Raw genomic sequence first — 18,350 nt, 5'->3', positions numbered from 1 at the left:
AACATGGCTTCCAATCCCTTCATTCGTGCAATCAGCCTGACAGGATTCGATCAATTCGCCCGGCATCAAGGTCTGGACCCGAGCCAGATGCTGCGACTGGCCTCTGTGCCTTTGATGTCGCTGCAGCGCCCGGAAGATATCCTGTCTTTCCAACACTATTGCGGCTTGTTGGAGCTGTGCCGGCAGCGTTCGAATAACGCATTGTTCGGCCTGGAGTTCGGGCTGCATCAAGGGGTCGACGTGTTCGGAGATATTTTTTTCCTGATTCACAACGCTCGAACCATCGGCGATGCCTTGCTCGAACTGCGTGCGAATTTCGCGCTGTACAACGGCGCGGCACAGGTTGATCTGGAGGTTGTCGACGGCGTCGCGTTGCTCAGTTACCGAACCGATGAGATGTCGATTGGCGGATTGCCTCAAGCAGAAGAGTTGGCGTGTGGAGTGGGTTTAAAACTGATGCTGACCCTGGCCGGGGATCAATGGCAACCTCGGGCAGTGATGCTGCGTCATCGCCCTCTTGCAGATGAGTGGGTCTATCGCCAGGCACTGGGTATCACCCCGATCTTCTCGGCAGCGCACACGGGGCTGCTATTTGACGCATGCGTGCTGGCGCAACCGCTGGATTGTGCCAGCGAAGCATTACATCAGATTCTTGCTCGACACCTATCGGGTATAGAGCGCTTGTCGACAGACGCGATGCCTGGCTACGTCAGGCAATTGCTGCGTAACCTGTTGCCCAGCGGACGCGCAACGATCGACAGAGTGGCCGTTTGCATGGCAGTCAACCCAAGAACCTTGCAGCGCCGCCTGGCTCAGGAAAATACGTCTTTTCAGCAGTTGCTGGATGAGACACGCCAGCAACTGGTATGCAACTATCTGCAGATCCCGACAATCAGCATGACGCAAGTGGCGCATCTGCTGGGTTACGCCGATGTCAGCACTTTTTCTCGGGCATTTCATCGCTGGTTTGGTGTGTCTGTGCTGGAGTGGTGCAGGCGATCAGGGTTTAGCAGGCAACCGACGTTGTCTCAACACCGACTCAAGGATCGCAGGTGAGTTTTCCGGTATGAACCTTACCTCTGTGGCACGTCGCATGCTTGCCTGACCCTGGCCTGTCCACATGGAGTACGAGTGAATGCCTGCGCAAATTCGTTTCATCAAGCATTACCAGAAAGCCGACCGCATCATGCTCGCTGTGATCTGGCTGATGGCCCTGTTTTCACTGGGCCTGGCGTTTTGGCACGACACGTTGCTTCAAACGCTGTTCGTGGGTGTCGGCACCAGCGTGGTGCTGACCTTGGCCTATCGGGTCATCGGCGGCACACGCCTGATGCGTTGCGCGCTTGGCGTTGGCCTGATGGTCATGGCGGCGTTGCACATCAACCAGGCCCAGGGAGTCATCGAATCGCACTTCGGTATCTTCGCGCTGCTGGCGGTGCTGACCGTCTACCGCGACTGGCTGCCGATCCTGGTGGCCGCGGTGACCATCGCGGTGCACCACGTGGTGTTTCATGCCTTGCAGCACCAAGGCTTTCCGGTATTTGTGATGGAACATCACGGCGGCTGGAACATGATCTTCGTCCATGCGTTATACGTGGTCATGGAGACGATCGCCCTGCTCTACCTTGCCGTGCACAGCCAGCGCGAAGCGGTAGAGAGCCAGGAAATGCTCGAAAAGATGCTGGCCGTCACCACCCAGTTCAACGATGGATCCGCCACGAGTAAGGCGGAAACAGCCCACGTGCCCCTGGCTACCCGCTTCGATCACTTCCTGACGCAGATTACCGGCCTGATCGATGGCGTCGCCCGCGACTCCCACGGCCTCGGCCAACTCGGCCAGGAACTTGCCCACGCCAGCGGCACTCTGGAAACCGGCGCACGCCACCAGCTGGCGGAAATCGTGCAAATGACCGGTTCCATGCAACGTATGGAAGACGCCACGGGCCATATCGCCGTGCATGTGGAACATGCCGTCGAGCACGCGGCTCAAGCCAGCCGGCAGGTTATTCGCGGCCAGGAAAGCGTTGGCCGGGCCCAACAGGAAATAACCCAACTCGCCACCCGCCTCCACGACACCAACGAGACGGTCCAGGAACTGGCCGTACAAGCCGAACAGATCGGCTCAGTGCTGGAGGTGATCAGCAGCATCGCCAACCAGACCAACCTGCTGGCGCTCAACGCCGCCATTGAAGCCGCCCGTGCGGGTGAGCAAGGCCGTGGGTTTGCCGTCGTCGCCGATGAGGTTCGTAACCTGGCGCAGCGCACGGCGCTGTCCACCCAGGAGATCAAGACTATTATTGAGGGGTTGCAGCACGGCAGCCGGCGGGCGGCGCAGGCCATGCACGACAGCCACCAAGGCGTGGAACGGTGCGTGGAAGACAGCCAGCTGGCAGTCGAGATGCTACGCGCGGTGGGCAACGATATCTCGCAGATTGATCAGTTGAATGGGCGGATCGTATCGACCACCCAAGAGCAATCCACGGCGAATGTGGAGATCGTGGGACGGCTGCAATCGGTGCAGAACATTGCGCAGAACACCGCGCTGGATGTGGAAACGCTGGCCAGGAGCAGTCAGCAGTTGCCACCGATTGCGGTGCGGCTGGATGCGCTGGGGCGCCGGTTTCATAAGTGAGTTGAGCCTGATCCGGTGTCCGGTTCCGTCTGCGTTGAGCTATAGAGGCGATAGATAAATGCAGTCGTGGGCCTAGTAGCCATCTGCTACTGTTCCAGCCAGACACAGGCTAAACGAGAGAGATCATGGACGCTTTGGATCAAGAAAGGGATTATGAAACACAGCGCCTGGCACGCGTGGCGGACTTGTGCCCGTATGACAATGAAGAGGATGAGGTCTTCGAGAAAATAATTGCGATGACCTCGGAGTACTTCAATGCGCCCATCGCGCTGATATCCATTGTGGAAAAACACCAACAGTGGTTCAGGGCGCGCGTGGGGATAGAAGAACGCTCCACACCGCGGGATGTCGCATTTTGCGCTTATTCTCTGCGTGACAGAGAGTTCATGGAAATCCTGGACGCTCACGAGGACGAGCGTTTCGTGAACAATCCGTTAGTGACCGGCTCACCTTTTATTCGTTACTACGCAAGCTCCCCGCTGCTCACCCATGACGGTTTCTCCCTCGGTAGCCTCTGCATCATAGACACCGCCCCCAGAACACCGATGCGCTCGCGTGATGCAGCCATGCTGACGTATTTCTCTGAGCTGGTGATGATGCAAATCAGGGGCTTGCGCTCCCGAAACTATGTGGATCAGCCGACCGGGTTATTCAACCGCCTCCGATTGGAAGAAGATATCCGCCAGGCGCGCGCCAACGCAGAGCCGTACCACGTTTACGCGGTTGATGTGATTTCGCCGAAGTTCTTGAATGATGTGGTCAAGGCACTCGGTTACAGTTTCGCGCAGGCGTTGATGCTGTGCGTCAAATCACGCCTTCAACGCCTGATCCCCAAACATTGCCTGCTGTACAAAATCAGCCCCACACGCTTTGGGTTCCTGCTCAAGAGCGATGTTCCCATCGAGCAACTCTGCGCGAAAATCCTTGCCAATTTCGAGGAGCCGGTGGACTGCCGGGGCATTCCGATCCTGATGCAGACCGGTATCGGTGTACTTTCAATCCAGGGCCCGGAGGAGAAGGACTGGCTGCGCCTTGTCGTCGGCACTGCGGATGATGCGAGGGTGCGTAATATCGGGTGGGCGCTGTATCAGCCGCAACTGGACGCCGCCCAGCAACGCGCGTTCACGCTCCTTAGCTCCTTATCAGAGGCCGTACGCTCGAGCACTCAATTCAGTCTGGTTTACCACCCTAAAATCAACATACCTGGCTGCACATGCGACAGCGTTGAAGCACTGATCCGCTGGACGCATCCAACACTTGGCGTGATCAGTCCGGCAGAATTCATCCCCCTGGCAGGCAAGACCGCGCTGATGCAGTCCATCACCTTCTGGGTTCTGGAGGCAGTAGTCGAACAGTCGCGCGCATGGAAAGCCGAGGGGCTTGCGGTACGCGTCGCAATGAACGTGACGGTCAGTGACCTCGAAAACTCGAGGTTCGTGGATAAAATCGAAAGCTACCTACAGGCGGGCAAACTTGCTCCTGAAGACTTGGAGCTGGAATTTACCGAAAGTATGGTCATGTCCGATCCGGAGAAGGTCGTACGCCAACTCGAAAGAGCTCGAGATCTGGGAATAGAAATTTCGGTCGATGACTTTGGCACGGGCTACAGCAATTGGACCTATTTACGTCAGCTGCCGGCCAACTCAGTGAAGATCGACCAATCACTGATCGGCAACCTCCCCCACAATGAAAAAGATAAGCGCCTGGTCAAGACACTTATCGAACTGGCCAGGGGGTTGGGCTACCGAGTAGTCGCCGAAGGTGTCGAAACGCAAAGCACTCTTCACCTGATCGCCAAATGGGGCTGCACGCAAGCGCAGGGCTATTTGATCACCCAACCTCTAAGCCCGCAAGCGTTGAAGAAATGGTTTGATCGGGGTGGGGCCGCTCTGGAACTTGCGCCAATATTCTAAACCGGTTTGCTCCGCTCACCGCCGTTCTCAAATCCAAGGCGTTCTCCAGGCGAGTCGTTAAGTATTTTGAGCAAGGGCCGATAGCCAGCATACTGCCGTCTCCCCTATACGCTCTGCCGTCGATGCTTGAGGATCAAAAAAGAAGATGCGTTCTCATTTGGGTGCTTTCAAAGTTGCCGACGTGATCTTTTGCACCCTGATCTGCCTGACAGGCATTGCCGTTACAGTCTTGGTGCTGACCTTTTACATAAGGACAGAGCAGCGCACCGCCAGCGTGGCGTTCAAACTCGAAGTTGACGAGCGCTTCAGTCGCGTACAGCGACGTTTCAGCGTGCAAGATTTAAAGCTGGACACCGTCAAGCGGTTCTTTATCAACGCCGACGACGTCACTGAAAAAGAATTCATGGGCTTTGTCACGCCGCTGGTTGAGGAAGGCGAAACCTATGGCTGGGTCCAGAGGATCCAGCAGAAGGATCTGGAGTCCTTTCGCGCCGAAGCGCTGCTGAACGGAACCAGCGATTTTTCTTATCATGAGATCAACCCCCTCAACGGCCAAACGCGTCCCCTCACTGAACGAGCGGAACACTGGATACTGCTCTACCTGCTGTCGCTGGATGATGTAAAGATCACCCCAGGTACCGACGTCATGGCCAACCCGAATCGCGAAGCGCTGTTCACCCGAGCTCGCGAGAGCCATCAAATGGTCGTGTCGGACCCGCTGAAAATGTCCAGTGGCCAGTTCGGCGTGTTCTTTATTGCACCCGTATTCGGCCCAGACGCTACGATTCCCGAGCACGATGATGGCTTGCAGGGTTACGTGGTTTCCACCGTGCGCCTGGCGTTCTTGATGGAACAAAACATTCCATTGGCAAGCATGCTGAGGCTGAACGTGACGCTCTCAACGATTGACGCAGCGGCCGGTGAGTACATTTATCAAAGCTCAACGCCGCCAGCCGATTCGGAACTCTACGAGCGGCGGCTGCTCAACGTCGCCGACAATACCTACGTCATGCAGTTTCGGCCCGGCCCGGCGTTTTCGGCGGCCAATAGTCACGTATTTTCCAGCGGCCTGATTGTTGTATCCGGGGCCGTGTTGACGCTGTTGATGACCGCGATGATGTTCCTGCTGATCACACAACGCACCCGCGCGCTTTCCCTGGTTGCCGAGCGCACCCAAGAATTGCAGACCATGAACATTACCGACCACCTCACCGGCGTGTACAACCGACGTTACTTTGAAACATCCATGGCGCGCCTGCTGATAGAGGCCAATATCCAACGCCAGCCGTTATCGCTGATCATGTTCGATATCGATCACTTCAAACTGATCAATGACCGCAAGGGGCATCTGTGCGGCGATAAAGTCCTGCGGCTTCTGTGCGCCCGGATCAGTGCGGCAATACGTAAAAGCGACCTGTTATGCAGGACGGGCGGAGAAGAATTCGCACTCATATGCCCGAGCAGCGAACTGAACGACGCAGGAAAACTCGCAGAAAAGCTCCGCTTGTTGATAAGCGCCCTCCCGTTCGAGGAAGCGGGCCAGGTGAGTTGCAGCTTTGGCGTGGCGACGTGGGCTCCACCTGAGTCCTTCGAGGACCTTATGCGGCGGGTGGACGCTGCCATGTACGCCGCCAAATCCGGCGGTCGTGACCGAGTACAGTTGGCCAGCCGGGAAACCTGCGCTCCCTTCGTTTAAATGCACGCTTGAATGCACTATGACGCGCTTCTCCTGACGCCGAGGAGTTCGCGAGCAACGATAATCCCCCCTAACAGCCCTCCGGCTATCGCGAGAGTGACGGACACTCCCCATTGAGCCGCGATCAACCCGGCAAGCAGCCCGCCAATCGCCTCGAAGCCAAAGCGTAGCGCGATGTAGAACGCGATCACTCGTCCACGCAGTGCGCCAGGCGCTCCACTTTGCAATTGCATATTACTGCTCACGTTACTGACGGTGATCCCAAACCCGAGCACGGCCAGGCAAAGTAATGCCAGTACCAGATGAGTAGGTATGGCCAGCCCCAGCAAACCCAATGCGCATAACACCGCCCCGGCCAATATAAAATGCTGCAACCTCGACGCGGAACCGCTGACCGCCAATAGGATGGTTGCAAGAAACGCCCCGGAACCCGCCGCGCCCCACAGCCAGCCAAGCGTACGAGCATCCCCCGCATAAACGGTCTTGGCTAAAATCGGCAGCAATGCGGTGTAGCACGACGCAAGGAGGTTGGTGATCACCACACTGACCATCAACCGCCGAACTTCGAGGGTTCTCCAGAGATAGCGCAACCCTTCGCGGAACACTTCACGGGTTGAACCACTGGCTCTGGGGCTGGGTGTCGTGCGTACTTTTACCAGCCCTATCAACAGGCACATAAACGCAAGAGCGGTGAGTAAAAAACAGCCCGCTTCGCCCGCTGAGGCAATCAGGACGCCGGCCAACGGTGGGCCGACGAAGCGCGCGGCGTTGATGAGCATGGCGTTGAGTACAAGGGCATTCGGCAGGTCTGCAGGATCAGGCACAAAGCTTGCGATCAATGCCTGGCGAAGCGGCGTTTCCACTGCGTTGAGCAACCCGAGCAGCAATGCCATCAGTGCAAGGATCAAGCCGTTCATCCATTGCTCATAGGCAAGAATCGCGAGCGCCAGCGACTGTAGCGCGAGGATGGCCTGTACGATGATCAGCAGGCGACGCTTGTCGTGCCTGTCCGTCCAGGCTCCCGCCAGAGGGCCTATCAGCAGTTGAGGCGCCAGGGTGAGGAAGGTGATGGTGCCAAGCAGTACGGCTGATCCTGTCAGGTGATAGGTCAACCAGGACAACGCCACCTGCTGGACCCACTTGCCCAGGGTGGAAACGGCTTGTCCTGCAAAATAGATTTGAAAGTTACGATGTGCCAGCGCTCTCACGGAGGCGGGCCACTTCCTGCGTTGCGTGGTGATGGGGTCCAGCAAGGCGTTGCTCCTGATTAGCAAGTAACAGCAATGCCCGCCCCATCGCACCTCAATGGCACATCAGGGTAGCAGGCAACCTTTTTTCTTCAGTGACTCCAGTACCCAGGTGCGATCATTGGTGCCTTGGGCAATTTGCTCCATCTGCTTGCACTCGGCAGCATGCTTGGCTGACGCACGATCAAAGACTTCGCCGACTTGATCGAAAGGTACACACAGGAGGCCATCGTCATCGCCAATTACCAGGTCGCCCGGCTCGATCACCATACCATCGATAGCAATAGGCACGTTGATCTCGCCCGGGCCATCCTTGTAAGGGCCGCGGTGTGAAATGCCTGCCGCGAACAGTGGAAAATCGCCTGCGCCGATGACGGCCGAATCGCGAATTGCACCATTGATCACGATACCCGCGACACCGCGCTTGATGGCGTAGGCAACCATCATTTCGCCGATCAACGCATTGGACAGGTCGCCGCCCGCATCGACCACCACCACATCACCCGGCTCTGCAATATCCAGGGCGTAATGCAGCATCAGGTTGTCACCCGGGCGAGCCTTGACCGTGAGCGCAGCGCCGGCCAATACGCCTGCACGATGCATCGGACGCACCTTGGCGCCACCTGCCGTCATGCGGTTCATTGAGTCGCTGACGTTCGCCACTGGAACCTCCCGGTAACGTGCAACCCACTCGGCATCTACCTTGCGCGCACGCTCCAACACCCTGAATCCAATGCTCATGTGACAAACCTCTACTGACGTTGCTTATTGAATTTATTCGTTGCCGTCGGCCGAGTAGCCAAGGCTTAATTTCAGAATTGCATTTCATTTATCCCAATGCAACAAAGAATTTAACCGGCCATCTAGCAAAAAGAGCATTTCAATCACATATATTGCAACGGCATTTCATTATGGTAATGTCGATCTGTCGCGACGCTCTCGCTTTGATCGTCAGCCATACCCATAAGAACAAGGTACCTGTCATGACCCGAACCCTCCTGCTTACCGGGCCCGAACTGGCTGCAGACGCAATGAACCTGGCCGCACGCCAGGGCGTCAGGGTAATCCCTACAACCCCCTACATTGCTGCTGACGAGCTGGAAGCGATCATCCGTGCCGAGCAACCCGACGCAATCATCGTTCGCCAGGGGCAATTGACCCGCGCGATGATTGAGGCCTCGTCCAGACTCAAGGCGATTGCCAAGCACGGCGTGGGTTACAACACCATTGATATCCAGGCGGCTGCCGACCACGGCCTGCCAGTCAGCATCGCTGTCGGTGCCAACGCGCAGTCCGTCGCCGAACACGCTTTTGCGCTGATGTTCAGCGTGGCACGCCAGACTGCATTGCTGGACGCACGCATGCGCGACGGTCACTGGGACAAGACCTCGGCGAACGGCATTGAGTTGTTTGGCAAGACGCTCGGCCTGGTGGGTTTGGGCTCGATCGGCAGCATCCTGATGGACCTGGTTGCTCCGTTGAACATGCAGGTAAAAGTTTACGACCCCTACCTGAAGCAACTGCCGCAACGCGATCATGTGCAGCGCGAGGAAGATTTCGATCGACTCCTGGCCCAGAGCGATATCATCAGCCTGCATTGCCCGCTGACGGACACCAACGCAAACCTGATTGGCGCCGCGCAACTGGAGCGCATGCACCCAGGCAGCATCCTGATCAATACCGCCCGGGGCGAATTGATTGATACCGACGCACTGGTCAAAGCGCTGAGCGAGCGCAAGATCGCAGGCGCCGGCCTGGACACCTTCAACCCCGAGCCGCCGCCTTCCGACAGCCCGCTCTGGGGCCTGCCGACACTTGTCGCCACTCCCCACGTGGGGGCCAATACCGGCGAGGCACGTGATCGCGTCGGTCTCGTTGCACTTCAACAGATTCTCGATGTGTGGGCGGGCAAACCCCTGGATCCGCGCTGTGTGGTCAACCGACATCTGCTCGAGGCCAGTACCGCGGTGCAGTGATCTTGCCCCCACTGCCCTGGCTGGACACCAGGGCCGCCCACAATGAACGCGACACTCCAGAAACAATAACAATCGGAGAGCCTCATGACCTCAGCAACTTCCACCGTAAGTGAGCTAGAGCGCAGTACGATGCACCGCGTCGCCTGGCGCATCCTTCCATTTCTGATCGTCTGCTATTTGATTGCGATCATCGACCGCGGCAACATCGGCATGGCCTCGCTGCAGATGAACGGAGACCTGGGCCTGACGGCGAAAGTCTTCGGCTTTGCGAGCAGCCTGTTCTTCGTCGCGTATTTCCTTCTCGAAGTCCCCAGCAATTTGGCCATGCAAAAATATGGCGCGCGTATGTGGATCGCCAGGATCATGATCACGTGGGGCCTGATCTCGGCTGGCACGGCATTCGTGCAGGGCGCCAACTCCCTGTATGTGATGCGCTTCCTGCTCGGAGCCGCCGAAGCAGGTTTCTTCCCGGGGGTCCTGCTTTACCTCACCTACTGGCTGCCCTCAGCTTACCGTGCACGCATGGTGGCGATCTTCATGGTGGCGATTCCTGCCGCCAACTTCATCGGCTCGCCGCTGTCCGGTCTCTTGCTCAGCCTGGACGGCTGGATGGGGATGCGCGGGTGGCATTGGCTATTCATCCTTGAAGGCATACCCGCCGTCTTGCTGGGGTTTGCTTGCCTGTTCGTGCTCACTGACCGCCCCGAACAGGCTAAATGGCTGACCGATGAACAACGCCACTGGTTGACTCAGCGCCTGGCTGAAGAGGCTTCGAAAAAAACCGCAATCGGCCATATTTCCTTGTGGAAACTGCTGCGCCATAAAGACATCTGGGTGCTTGCCCTGATCTATTCGGGGGCCTCCGCCGCCGGCAGCACCATGAGTGTCTGGGCCCCCCAACTGCTCAAGACCTTTGGTTTGAACTCACTGGAAATCGGCCTGGTGAATGCCATTCCCTATGGTATCGCTTCGGTCCTGATGATCGTGTGGGGACGCAGTTCCGATCGCACCGGCGAACGTCGCTGGCACACAGCAATGACCTTGTTGCTGATCGCGTTCGGCCTGCTCCTGACCCTGTTCACCTCCTCCTTGGTTGCCACCGTCATTTTGCTCACCCTGGTGCTGGTCGGGGCCTACTCAATGAAAGGTCCATTCTGGGCGTTGGTTTCCGGTTGGCTCTCCTCCTCCACGGCTGCTGCCGGGCTCGCAGCCGTAGGCGCAATGGCAAACCTGATCGGAGGCGGCCTGATGGTGAATGCTTACGGCGCGATCCACGACGCAACAGGCAGTTACGCGATAGCGCTTATGCCGCTGGCGGCGCTCTGCACGCTGGCAGGCATCATGGTGTTGGTGATTGGCCGCAAGCGTCAGCGGGAGCACGCCGAGTTGGGCGCATCCGTGGTCGCCAAGTAAGCGCTCTTCAATCGACGCCAAGATGCCGAGCTCCCGCAAGGGAGCCTCGGTATCGCTTCCAAACCCACATCATGAGGTTCTGCGATGCTTCTGTCTCGTCGCCGTTTCCTGCAAGCCGGCGACGCCGCCCTCCAGGATCTACTGGCGCGCCGGACGCCGGGACAGATGCTTCCTAGGCGGTTCAGCTATCCGCCGGCTTGAGCCCCAGACTGCGCATCAGGTCGCGGGCGACCTCGAAGAAAATGTCCTTCAAGTTGTCCGCGCACTCCTCCGTCAGTCGGCTGGCAGGCCCGGAGATGACGAGTGCGCCCATCAGCTCCTGCTGCCGCCCATAGATCGGCAGCGCGATAGAGGACGCGTGTGGGTCCGTCGCGCCACGCGAAAAGTACGGTTTTTCCAGCGCGATGCCCACGTGAAAAGGCGCTCGCAACGCTTGGGCTCCGGCCGCTTCATCCATGGGGCGCATATCCCCCGGCTGCATATTGAGCCGCAGGCGATGGGCGGAATTGACCCGGTACTGGCACATCCGATAGGCACCATGGCGAACATAGAAAGAAACGGTCTCACCTGTTTGCTCGGAAAGGTACTGCAGTCGCGGCATCACATGCCGCTCCAGATCGAGCGACTCCTGATACACCGCGTTAAGCCTCATGACCTCGCTGGCCAACTGATAACGGCCATCAGCCATGCGTGTGATGTAACCCTGGTTTTCAAGCGAAACCATCAAACGCATGATCGTGCTTTTGATAAGCCCCGTACGCTCTACCAGCTCAACCAGGCTCAACGCAGAATCGCCGATTCGAAAGGCAGACAGAACGGTCAAGACTCGGTCAGCCGAAGCCACCCCGTTTACCGCTGGGCGCGGCCGCGCTTTAACCATTGAAGACACCTCATTGACAGAGCCCATTCAGTTGACCAGACAGGGCAGCCAACGATCAGGGCAGGAAAATTGATTATCTTACAACGATAGCCGCCTCGCCATCCGGGCGATCCAGAGCATAAAAGCCAGCAGCGCCCTTGAGCAGCCGCGCCTGACATTTTTTTAAAATAACATTTCTTTTTTGTTAATTACCAAGACTCGACCCACTCGCCACCCACCTGGAATAAATCAATAACCAGCTGTCTTTTTTGCCTAACCCACATATCGCCTTTCGCTGGTAATTGGTTTATTTTGAAACTGCATTTCATTAAAGCCAAATCAATAACAATTTCGGGCAACCCACGCCCTCCTCGCCGCCAGGAGCGAACATGAGCTTTTTTGCTGCCCCACCGACCGTTCAGACAAGCGTCTTTACGCGTCTGCCGGAACAGTTTCGCGACGTGCGCCCAACCGCCTGGGCGAATGCCAACCGCCAGGGACGAGTGATAGATTCGTTTCTGGAAGGTCCATCGTTTGACCGGGAGGGTCGCCTCTACGTGACCGACATCCCCAATGGGCGGATTTTCAGGATTTCCCGTCGCGGCGAGTGGGAGCTGGTCTGCGCCTACGATGGCTGGCCGAATGGCCTGAAAATCCATCAGGACGGGCGAATCTTCATCACCGATTACAAGCGCGGAATCATGGTGCTGGATCCGCACACCGGCGATATCCAGCCCCTTCTGGAATCGGCGGGTTCAGAGGGTTTCAAGGGCGTGAATGACCTCGTCTTCGCTCCCAATGGTGACCTGTACTTCACCGATCAGGGACAGACCGGCCTGCAGGATGCGAGCGGCAGGGTCTACAAGGTCGACGTGAAGGGCAACCTGACTTGCCTGCTCAATACCATCCCCAGTCCCAACGGGATCGTCTACGACCCCAACCTGAATCATCTGCTGATTGCGGTCACCCGCGCCCAACAGATCTGGCGTATCCCGCTGGGCAACGGCTCGATCATCGGCAAGGTTGGGGTCTTCGCCCAACTGCACGGAGGTCTCGGCGGCCCCGATGGGCTGGCCCTTGACGCAGAGAGCAACCTCTACATCGCGCACACAGGCTTCGGTTCTGTCTGGAAACTGTCGAAAGTCGCGGAGCCGCTGCAGCGCATCGTTTCTTGTGCCGGCATCAGCAATACCAACCTGGCTTTCGGCGGCGTGGACGGTCGAACGCTGTTCATCGTCGAGTCCGAAACCGGGAGCATTCTGCAAGTCGACACGGCCACACCGGGGTTACCAATGTACTCCCATAGCTGAACCCACAGCACAGCTCATACAACAACTATAAAAAGACCTGACACTATGACCTACGAGACTTCGACCCACCCTACTCCGCTCGACGACGCCGAGGGTGAACGTTTGATGCGCCGCATACTGTGGCGCGTCGTGCCATTCATTTTCGTCTGCTACGTCATCAGCTACCTGGACCGCACGAACGTCGGTTTTGCCGCCATCAGCATGAACAAGGATTTAGGGCTGACCGCAACAATGTTCGGGTGGGCCGCCGGCCTGTTCTTCTTCGGCTATTTCATTTTTGAAATCCCCAGCAACCTACTGATGCAACGATTTGGCGCGCGGATCTGGATCGCACGCATCATGATCACCTGGGGCCTTATTTCCATGGCCACGGCGTTTGCGACCGGCCCGATCAGCTTCAGCATTGCGCGTTTCCTGCTCGGGGTTGCCGAAGCCGGATTCACCCCAGGCGTTTATCTGTATTTCACTTATTGGTTCCCGGGCAAGTGGCGCGCCAAGGCGACCGCTGCCTTTCTACTCGGTATTCCCGTGGCGAATATCGTCGGCTCGCCGCTGTCGGGTTGGCTGCTCGAACAACACGATGTCCTGGGGCTACGCAACTGGCAACTATTGCTCATTACGGAGGCCTTGCCTGCTGTGCTGTTGGGTATCGCGTGCCTGTTTCTGCTCGTCGATACGCCGCTGAAGGCTCGGTGGCTGTCGGATCGCGAAAAAACCTGGCTGAACAACCGCCTCTCTGAAGAGCAAAAAGCGATTGGCGCCTCCCATGGCACCACTTTGCGGGCAGCATTGACCAATCCGAAAGTCTTCACGCTGGCGGCGATCAACTTCTGTTGCATCGTCGGCTCGGTCGGCATCGGTATCTGGCTTCCGCAAATCATCAAAAGCCAGGGTATTTCCAGTGGCGCCTTGGGCTTTGTCGTGGCGTTGCCTTATGTGTCAGGCGCAATCATCATGACCCTCTGGGCGCGCCTGGCCAATAAAAGCAGGCAGCGACTTCCCTACGTCGTCGGTGCGTTGGCCATGGCCGCCGCGGCACTGGTGGTCGCGGCACTGACGGAGCACTCCGTACTGAAAGTTGCCGCGCTGTGCATGGCGGTGGCCAGCATCCTTGCCTTCCAGGCGACGTTCTGGGCGATTCCTTCGACCTTCCTGACCGGGCGTGCCGCTGCGGGAGGCCTGGCGATGATTGTGTCGATCGGCAACCTTGGCGGTTTCACCGGCCCGTTCATGATCGGCTTGATCAAGGACTCCACTGAGAGCTATACGATGCCATTTTTTGCGGTGGCGGCCGTCCTGCTGATAGGCCTGTGCTTGATGCTCTGGTTGGGCGACCCCGCTCGCCAAGGCAATCCAACACTGCCTGCGCCTCAAGCAGTGCCAAAATGACTCAAGGTACAACTTCCCACTGGCGCTAAGGTTTGGTGGCTGTCGCAGCAACGGGCACCTGCAGAAAACCTCGCGCCAATTGCTGATACAACTCAGGCCCCATCCTGGCGCTGACCGCCTTGGCGATCAACGCCACGCCCATGAGACTGATGACCATGCCATGGCTGTCGATCATTTCCATGACGATGATTGCGGCAGTGATCGGCGACTGCGTTACCGCCGCCAGGAAACCCACCATGCACAGCGCAATCATGGGTTGGGCAGCCACGTTGAAAAACTCGGCGGCATTGGCGCCCACCGCCGCGCCGACTGCGAGGGACGGCGCGAAAATGCCGCCAGGGATACCGGAAAAATAGGTCACGACGGTGGCGAGAAAACGCGTGATGGGCGCATGCCAGGGCAGGCCGATATCCGACACGATGATCTGTGACGTAATGCCGTAACCGCTGCCAAACGACAGGCCACCGCTGAGCGCGCCGAGAACGGCCACGATCAACCCGCAACCACCGGCAAACCAGACCGGGTGAGCGCGGCGCCATTCCCAGAGGGCAAACCGCTGATGCCGTTGTGGCCACAGCAGCATACGGCTGAACAACCCTCCCAGCAGACCGCAACCGATACCGGCGGCCACCGCAGGCGCGATGATCGTGAGGCTGACATCCTGTACGTCCAGGTGGCCGAAGTAGTTGTAGTTGCCCTGTATAGCGATCGCGACCATGCCTGACAGGATGATCGTGCTGAGCAACACACCACTGGTGCGCGTTTCCAGCTTGCGCCCCAACTCTTCCACCGCAAACGCCACCCCGGCCAACGGCGTGTTGAATGCTGCGGCAATGCCGGCGGCGCCGCCGGCCAGGATCAGATCTTCGGGACGAATCACCCGCGCATTGGGCAGGTAACGATGAAAGAAGTGCATGATTGAGGCGGCCACTTGCACCGAAGGGCCTTCGCGCCCCGCCGAAAAGCCCCCGGTCAGTGCCAGTGTGCCCAGGCCTATCTTGGCGAACGCAATACGCAACGAGACCAACCGGCTGACGGGCTTGCCCTGATGCGCCAGCCGCGTGGCGGCGATCACCTGGGGAATTCCGCTGCCCTGGGCTCCGGCAAAAAACCGCGTGGTCAGCCACACCACCAGCATGCCCACCAGTGGCGTGTAGATAAACGGCAACCAGGGTCGCCCGGCCGTCTGTTGAGCAAATTGCATCAGCGCCAGGTCGGCCAGGCGGGCGAACATCACGACCAGCAGCCCGGCACAGGTGGCGGCAACCCAGAGGGTCACGCGAGTACGCCAGCGGACAGACGCAAAGCGACGGCGTAACAACAATAGCGGTTTGATCACCCGAGCAGATTCCCGTTTCAAGTTCGATGGCAGGCAACGCCCACGCAGTCTCGCATGATCTCAAGCCTGCCGCAGCCCTGCCGCATGCCCCGCGCAGGGCATTCAACGAACAGGTCGGGCGTTGCTCACCACACCGCGATATGTGAATCCGCCCTCGGCTCTGTTCCTCCGCACAGCACGCCCGTGACCGGGTCGCGCAGGATGATTTGCCCGCGCCCGTAATCGGTCAGGTCGCAGGCGATCTGTACTTCGTGGCCGCGACGTATCAGCGCGTTGGCCAAATCGCGGGAGGCGCCCTGCTCTATGCCGATCTTCATGCCGCCCAGCCATTGCCAGCGTGGCGCATCCAGTGCGGCTTGCGGGTTGAGGCCGAAATCGACGAGGTTCATCACCATCTGTACATGGCCCTGGGGCTGCATGTAGCCGCCCATCACGCCGAACGGTCCGAGGGCCTGGCCATCCTGGGTGAGAAAGCCGGGAATGATGGTGTGGAAGGTTTTCTTACCGGGCGCCAGGCAGTTGGCATGGGCCGGATCGAGGCTGAATTCCTGCCCGCGGTTTTGCAGGGCAATGCCGCTGTCGGGCAGCACCACGCCGGAGCCGAAGCCGTGGTAGTTGCTCTGGATGAACGAGACCATATTGCCTTCGGCGTCCGCCGTGGCCAGGTACACCGTGCCGCTGGCGTGAGGGTCACCGGGCTTGGGCAATTGTGCTTGTTCGCCGATCTGGTCGCGACGGCGGGTGCTGTAGGCGTCGCTCAGCAGGTCAGCCACCGCCACGCGCATATGCAAGGGGTCGGTAATGTGGTGCAAGCCGTCGCTGTAGGCCGCCTTCATCGCCTCAAGCTGACGATGCCAGGTCTGTTGGCTGTCACGGTGATCGAAGTTGAAGCCTTCGAGGATCTTCAGGGCCATCAACGCCACCAGCCCTTGGCCGCTCGGGGGGATTTCCCAGACATCCACGCCGCGATATTTGATATGGATCGGCTCGACCCACTGCGCCCGGTAATCCTTGAGGTCGCCGCCACGCAGGTAGCCGCCGCCGGCCCGCGAATGAGCGTCCAGTCGGTCGGCCAGCGCGCCGCGATACAAGCTTTCGCAACGGGTCGCGGCGAGTTCTTCCAAGGTCCGTGCCTGGGCCGGGTTGCGGTACAACTGCCCGGCCAGCGGGGCGCGGCCGTCGATCAGGAAGGTATCGAACCAGGCATCCAGCGCGGCGTCACGATGCGGGGTGAATTCGTTCAAGGCGAGCTGCCACTGATGGGCGACTACCGGCGACACGGGAAAACCGTCCCGCGCCAGGCTGATGGCCGGCTGCAGCAGATCGGCGAAGGGCAACTTGCCGAAGCGTTGCGACAGCTCCGCCCAGGCCGACGGGCAGCCAGGCACGGTGACTGGCGTCCAGCCGTACAGCGGCATCTGCTCATGGCCCGCAGCCTTGACCGCCTCAATGCTCAAGGCCGCCGGCGCGTGGCCGTTGCCATTCAGGCCGTGCAACCGGCCCTTGCACCACACCAGCGCAAACGCATCGCCGCCCAGGCCGCAGCCGGTGGGTTCCACCACAATGAGGGCCGCCGCCGTAGCGATGGCGGCGTCGATGGCGTTGCCGCCCTTTTGCAGAATCTCCATCCCCGCCTGGGCCGCCAGGGGTTGTGACGCCGCGACCATGCCGCGACGGGCAAAGACACTCTGGCGTTGTGACGGATAGGGGTACTCGTGAGCAGAAAATTTCAACATGGCAAAGGCTCTTGGGTTCAGGCTTTTGGACACAGGCGACAGGGGTTCCTCGCCAGGCTCACAACACACGACTGAGAAAGGCTCGGGTACGGGGGTGGCTGGGGCGCCTGAAAATCTGTTCCGGTGGCCCTTGTTCGATGATTTCGCCCTGGTCGAGCACCACCACCCGATCGGCCACTTCACGGGCAAAACCCATTTCATGGGTGACCACCACCATGGTCATCCCCTCCTCGGCCAGCTCTTTCATGACCTCCAGCACTTCGCCGACGGTTTCCGGGTCAAGCGCGCTGGTGGGTTCGTCGAACAACATGGCTTGGGGCTTCATGGCCAGGGCGCGGGCAATCGCGACCCGTTGCTGCTGGCCGCCGGAAAGCATTGACGGGTAGTGGCCGGCCTTGTCCGCCAGGCCGACCCTGGCCAGCAAGTCCCGCGCCTGATCCAGCGCCTCGGCACGCGAGACGCCAAGCACCTGGATCGGCGCCTCGATGATGTTTTCCAGGGCGGTCATATGCGGGAACAGATTGAAGCGCTGGAACACCATGCCGATATCGCGGCGCTGCCGGGCGATGTTGCGCTCCGAATCGCGCACCAGGCTGCCGTCGCTGCGCTCGCGATAGCCCATGGCACGGCCGTTGACGCGGATGCGCCCGCCCTGGATATCTTCCAGCAGGTTGATGCAGCGGATAAAGGTGGTCTTGCCGGAGCCTGATGCGCCGATCAGCACCACCACTTCGCCACGCCGCACTTGCAGGGAAACGCCCTTGAGAATCTGTAGCTCGCCGAAGGACTTGTGAATATCCAGCGCTTCGATGATCAGCTCTTCACTTTGGTGCGCCATGC

The 18,350-nt window shown here is 59.1% G+C and carries 14 protein-coding genes; 8 read left to right on the top strand and 6 right to left on the bottom strand.

All coding sequences use genetic code 11. The features are described from left to right. Nucleotides 1-3 precede the first annotated feature (3 nt). The 4 genes from JBE38_RS05800 (at nucleotide 4) to JBE38_RS05785 (ending at nucleotide 6,241) form a co-directional block, all read left to right on the top strand. Entirely contained in the window at nucleotides 4-1,056 is a 1,053-nt protein-coding gene (locus JBE38_RS05800; protein ID WP_205343823.1) for an AraC family transcriptional regulator, read from the top strand. Between the two features lie 79 nt (nucleotides 1,057-1,135). Next, a complete protein-coding gene (locus JBE38_RS05795; protein WP_205343822.1) occupies nucleotides 1,136-2,632 on the top strand; it encodes a methyl-accepting chemotaxis protein in 1,497 nt (498 codons plus the stop codon). Nucleotides 2,633-2,757: 125 nt separating this feature from the next. Further along, nucleotides 2,758-4,545 (top strand): sensor domain-containing phosphodiesterase, encoded by a 1,788-nt coding sequence (locus JBE38_RS05790; protein ID WP_205343821.1) that lies wholly within the window; start codon nucleotides 2,758-2,760, stop codon nucleotides 4,543-4,545. Between the two features lie 145 nt (nucleotides 4,546-4,690). Next, entirely contained in the window at nucleotides 4,691-6,241 is a 1,551-nt protein-coding gene (locus JBE38_RS05785; protein WP_205343820.1) for a sensor domain-containing diguanylate cyclase, read from the top strand. Between the two features lie 17 nt (nucleotides 6,242-6,258). Here JBE38_RS05785 and JBE38_RS05780 read toward each other — a convergent pair whose 3' ends face one another. After that, a complete protein-coding gene (locus tag JBE38_RS05780; RefSeq protein WP_240202426.1) occupies nucleotides 6,259-7,494 on the bottom strand; it encodes an MFS transporter in 1,236 nt (411 codons plus the stop codon). Between the two features lie 60 nt (nucleotides 7,495-7,554). Beyond that, the gene (locus tag JBE38_RS05775) at nucleotides 7,555-8,229 is read right to left on the bottom strand and encodes an RraA family protein (RefSeq protein WP_060753055.1); all 675 of its coding nucleotides are present in this window, start codon (nucleotides 8,227-8,229) and stop codon (nucleotides 7,555-7,557) included. Nucleotides 8,230-8,471: 242 nt separating this feature from the next. Between JBE38_RS05775 and JBE38_RS05770 the strand changes: the two genes are divergently transcribed. Together JBE38_RS05770 and JBE38_RS05765 are read left to right on the top strand one after the other, a co-directional pair. Then, nucleotides 8,472-9,464: a hydroxyacid dehydrogenase gene (locus JBE38_RS05770; RefSeq protein ID WP_205343819.1), complete on the top strand. Its 993-nt coding sequence runs from the start codon at nucleotides 8,472-8,474 to the stop codon at nucleotides 9,462-9,464. Nucleotides 9,465-9,548: 84 nt separating this feature from the next. After that, nucleotides 9,549-10,877, top strand: a complete 1,329-nt coding sequence (locus tag JBE38_RS05765; RefSeq protein ID WP_205343818.1) for an MFS transporter — start codon at nucleotides 9,549-9,551, stop codon at nucleotides 10,875-10,877. Nucleotides 10,878-11,058: 181 nt separating this feature from the next. Here JBE38_RS05765 and JBE38_RS05760 read toward each other — a convergent pair whose 3' ends face one another. Continuing rightward, on the bottom strand, nucleotides 11,059-11,757 hold the full coding sequence (locus JBE38_RS05760) for an IclR family transcriptional regulator (RefSeq protein ID WP_081086957.1): 699 nt from the start codon (nucleotides 11,755-11,757) through the stop codon (nucleotides 11,059-11,061). A gap of 368 nt (nucleotides 11,758-12,125) precedes the next feature. Here JBE38_RS05760 and JBE38_RS05755 point away from each other — a divergent pair, with 368 nt between their 5' ends. Both JBE38_RS05755 and JBE38_RS05750 read left to right on the top strand, forming a co-directional pair. Further along, nucleotides 12,126-13,046, top strand: a complete 921-nt coding sequence (locus JBE38_RS05755; RefSeq protein WP_205343817.1) for an SMP-30/gluconolactonase/LRE family protein — start codon at nucleotides 12,126-12,128, stop codon at nucleotides 13,044-13,046. A gap of 45 nt (nucleotides 13,047-13,091) precedes the next feature. Beyond that, complete coding sequence (locus tag JBE38_RS05750) at nucleotides 13,092-14,435, top strand: MFS transporter (RefSeq protein ID WP_205343816.1); 1,344 nt, start codon at nucleotides 13,092-13,094, stop codon at nucleotides 14,433-14,435. A gap of 25 nt (nucleotides 14,436-14,460) precedes the next feature. On the opposite strand, the gene JBE38_RS05745 is transcribed toward JBE38_RS05750, so the two are convergent. The 3 genes from JBE38_RS05745 to JBE38_RS05735 form a co-directional block, all read right to left on the bottom strand. Then, entirely contained in the window at nucleotides 14,461-15,774 is a 1,314-nt protein-coding gene (locus JBE38_RS05745; protein ID WP_205343815.1) for a chloride channel protein, read from the bottom strand. A 125-nt stretch (nucleotides 15,775-15,899) separates the two neighbouring features. After that, nucleotides 15,900-17,510 carry a gamma-glutamyltransferase family protein gene (locus tag JBE38_RS05740; protein WP_205343814.1) on the bottom strand — a complete coding sequence of 537 codons (1,611 nt, stop codon included), beginning with the start codon at nucleotides 17,508-17,510 and terminating at the stop codon, nucleotides 15,900-15,902. Nucleotides 17,511-17,568: 58 nt separating this feature from the next. Beyond that, on the bottom strand, nucleotides 17,569-18,348 hold the full coding sequence (locus JBE38_RS05735) for an amino acid ABC transporter ATP-binding protein (protein WP_205343813.1): 780 nt from the start codon (nucleotides 18,346-18,348) through the stop codon (nucleotides 17,569-17,571). Nucleotides 18,349-18,350 lie beyond the last annotated feature (2 nt).

It is taken from the genome of Pseudomonas sp. ICBG1301 (assembly GCF_016918385.1).
In the GTDB taxonomy this organism is placed as follows: Bacteria; Pseudomonadota; Gammaproteobacteria; order Pseudomonadales; family Pseudomonadaceae; genus Aquipseudomonas; species Aquipseudomonas palleroniana.
The sequence above is the reverse complement of the archived record's forward strand: the minus strand, read 5'-3'. Positions and strand labels throughout refer to the sequence as shown.

Bases quoted from the DNA above. Each gene is read 5' to 3' on its own strand.
- JBE38_RS05735 (WP_205343813.1), bottom strand. From the start codon at position 18,348: ATGGCGCACCAAAGTGAAGAGCTGATCATCGAAGCGCTGGATATTCAC.
- JBE38_RS05800 (WP_205343823.1), top strand. From the start codon at position 4: ATGGCTTCCAATCCCTTCATTCGTGCAATCAGCCTGACAGGATTCGAT.
- JBE38_RS05755 (WP_205343817.1), top strand. From the start codon at position 12,126: ATGAGCTTTTTTGCTGCCCCACCGACCGTTCAGACAAGCGTCTTTACG.
- JBE38_RS05775 (WP_060753055.1), bottom strand. From the start codon at position 8,229: ATGAGCATTGGATTCAGGGTGTTGGAGCGTGCGCGCAAGGTAGATGCC.
- JBE38_RS05785 (WP_205343820.1), top strand. From the start codon at position 4,691: ATGCGTTCTCATTTGGGTGCTTTCAAAGTTGCCGACGTGATCTTTTGC.
- JBE38_RS05750 (WP_205343816.1), top strand. From the start codon at position 13,092: ATGACCTACGAGACTTCGACCCACCCTACTCCGCTCGACGACGCCGAG.
- JBE38_RS05795 (WP_205343822.1), top strand. From the start codon at position 1,136: ATGCCTGCGCAAATTCGTTTCATCAAGCATTACCAGAAAGCCGACCGC.
- JBE38_RS05740 (WP_205343814.1), bottom strand. From the start codon at position 17,510: ATGTTGAAATTTTCTGCTCACGAGTACCCCTATCCGTCACAACGCCAG.
- JBE38_RS05770 (WP_205343819.1), top strand. From the start codon at position 8,472: ATGACCCGAACCCTCCTGCTTACCGGGCCCGAACTGGCTGCAGACGCA.
- JBE38_RS05765 (WP_205343818.1), top strand. From the start codon at position 9,549: ATGACCTCAGCAACTTCCACCGTAAGTGAGCTAGAGCGCAGTACGATG.
- JBE38_RS05790 (WP_205343821.1), top strand. From the start codon at position 2,758: ATGGACGCTTTGGATCAAGAAAGGGATTATGAAACACAGCGCCTGGCA.
- JBE38_RS05760 (WP_081086957.1), bottom strand. From the start codon at position 11,757: ATGGTTAAAGCGCGGCCGCGCCCAGCGGTAAACGGGGTGGCTTCGGCT.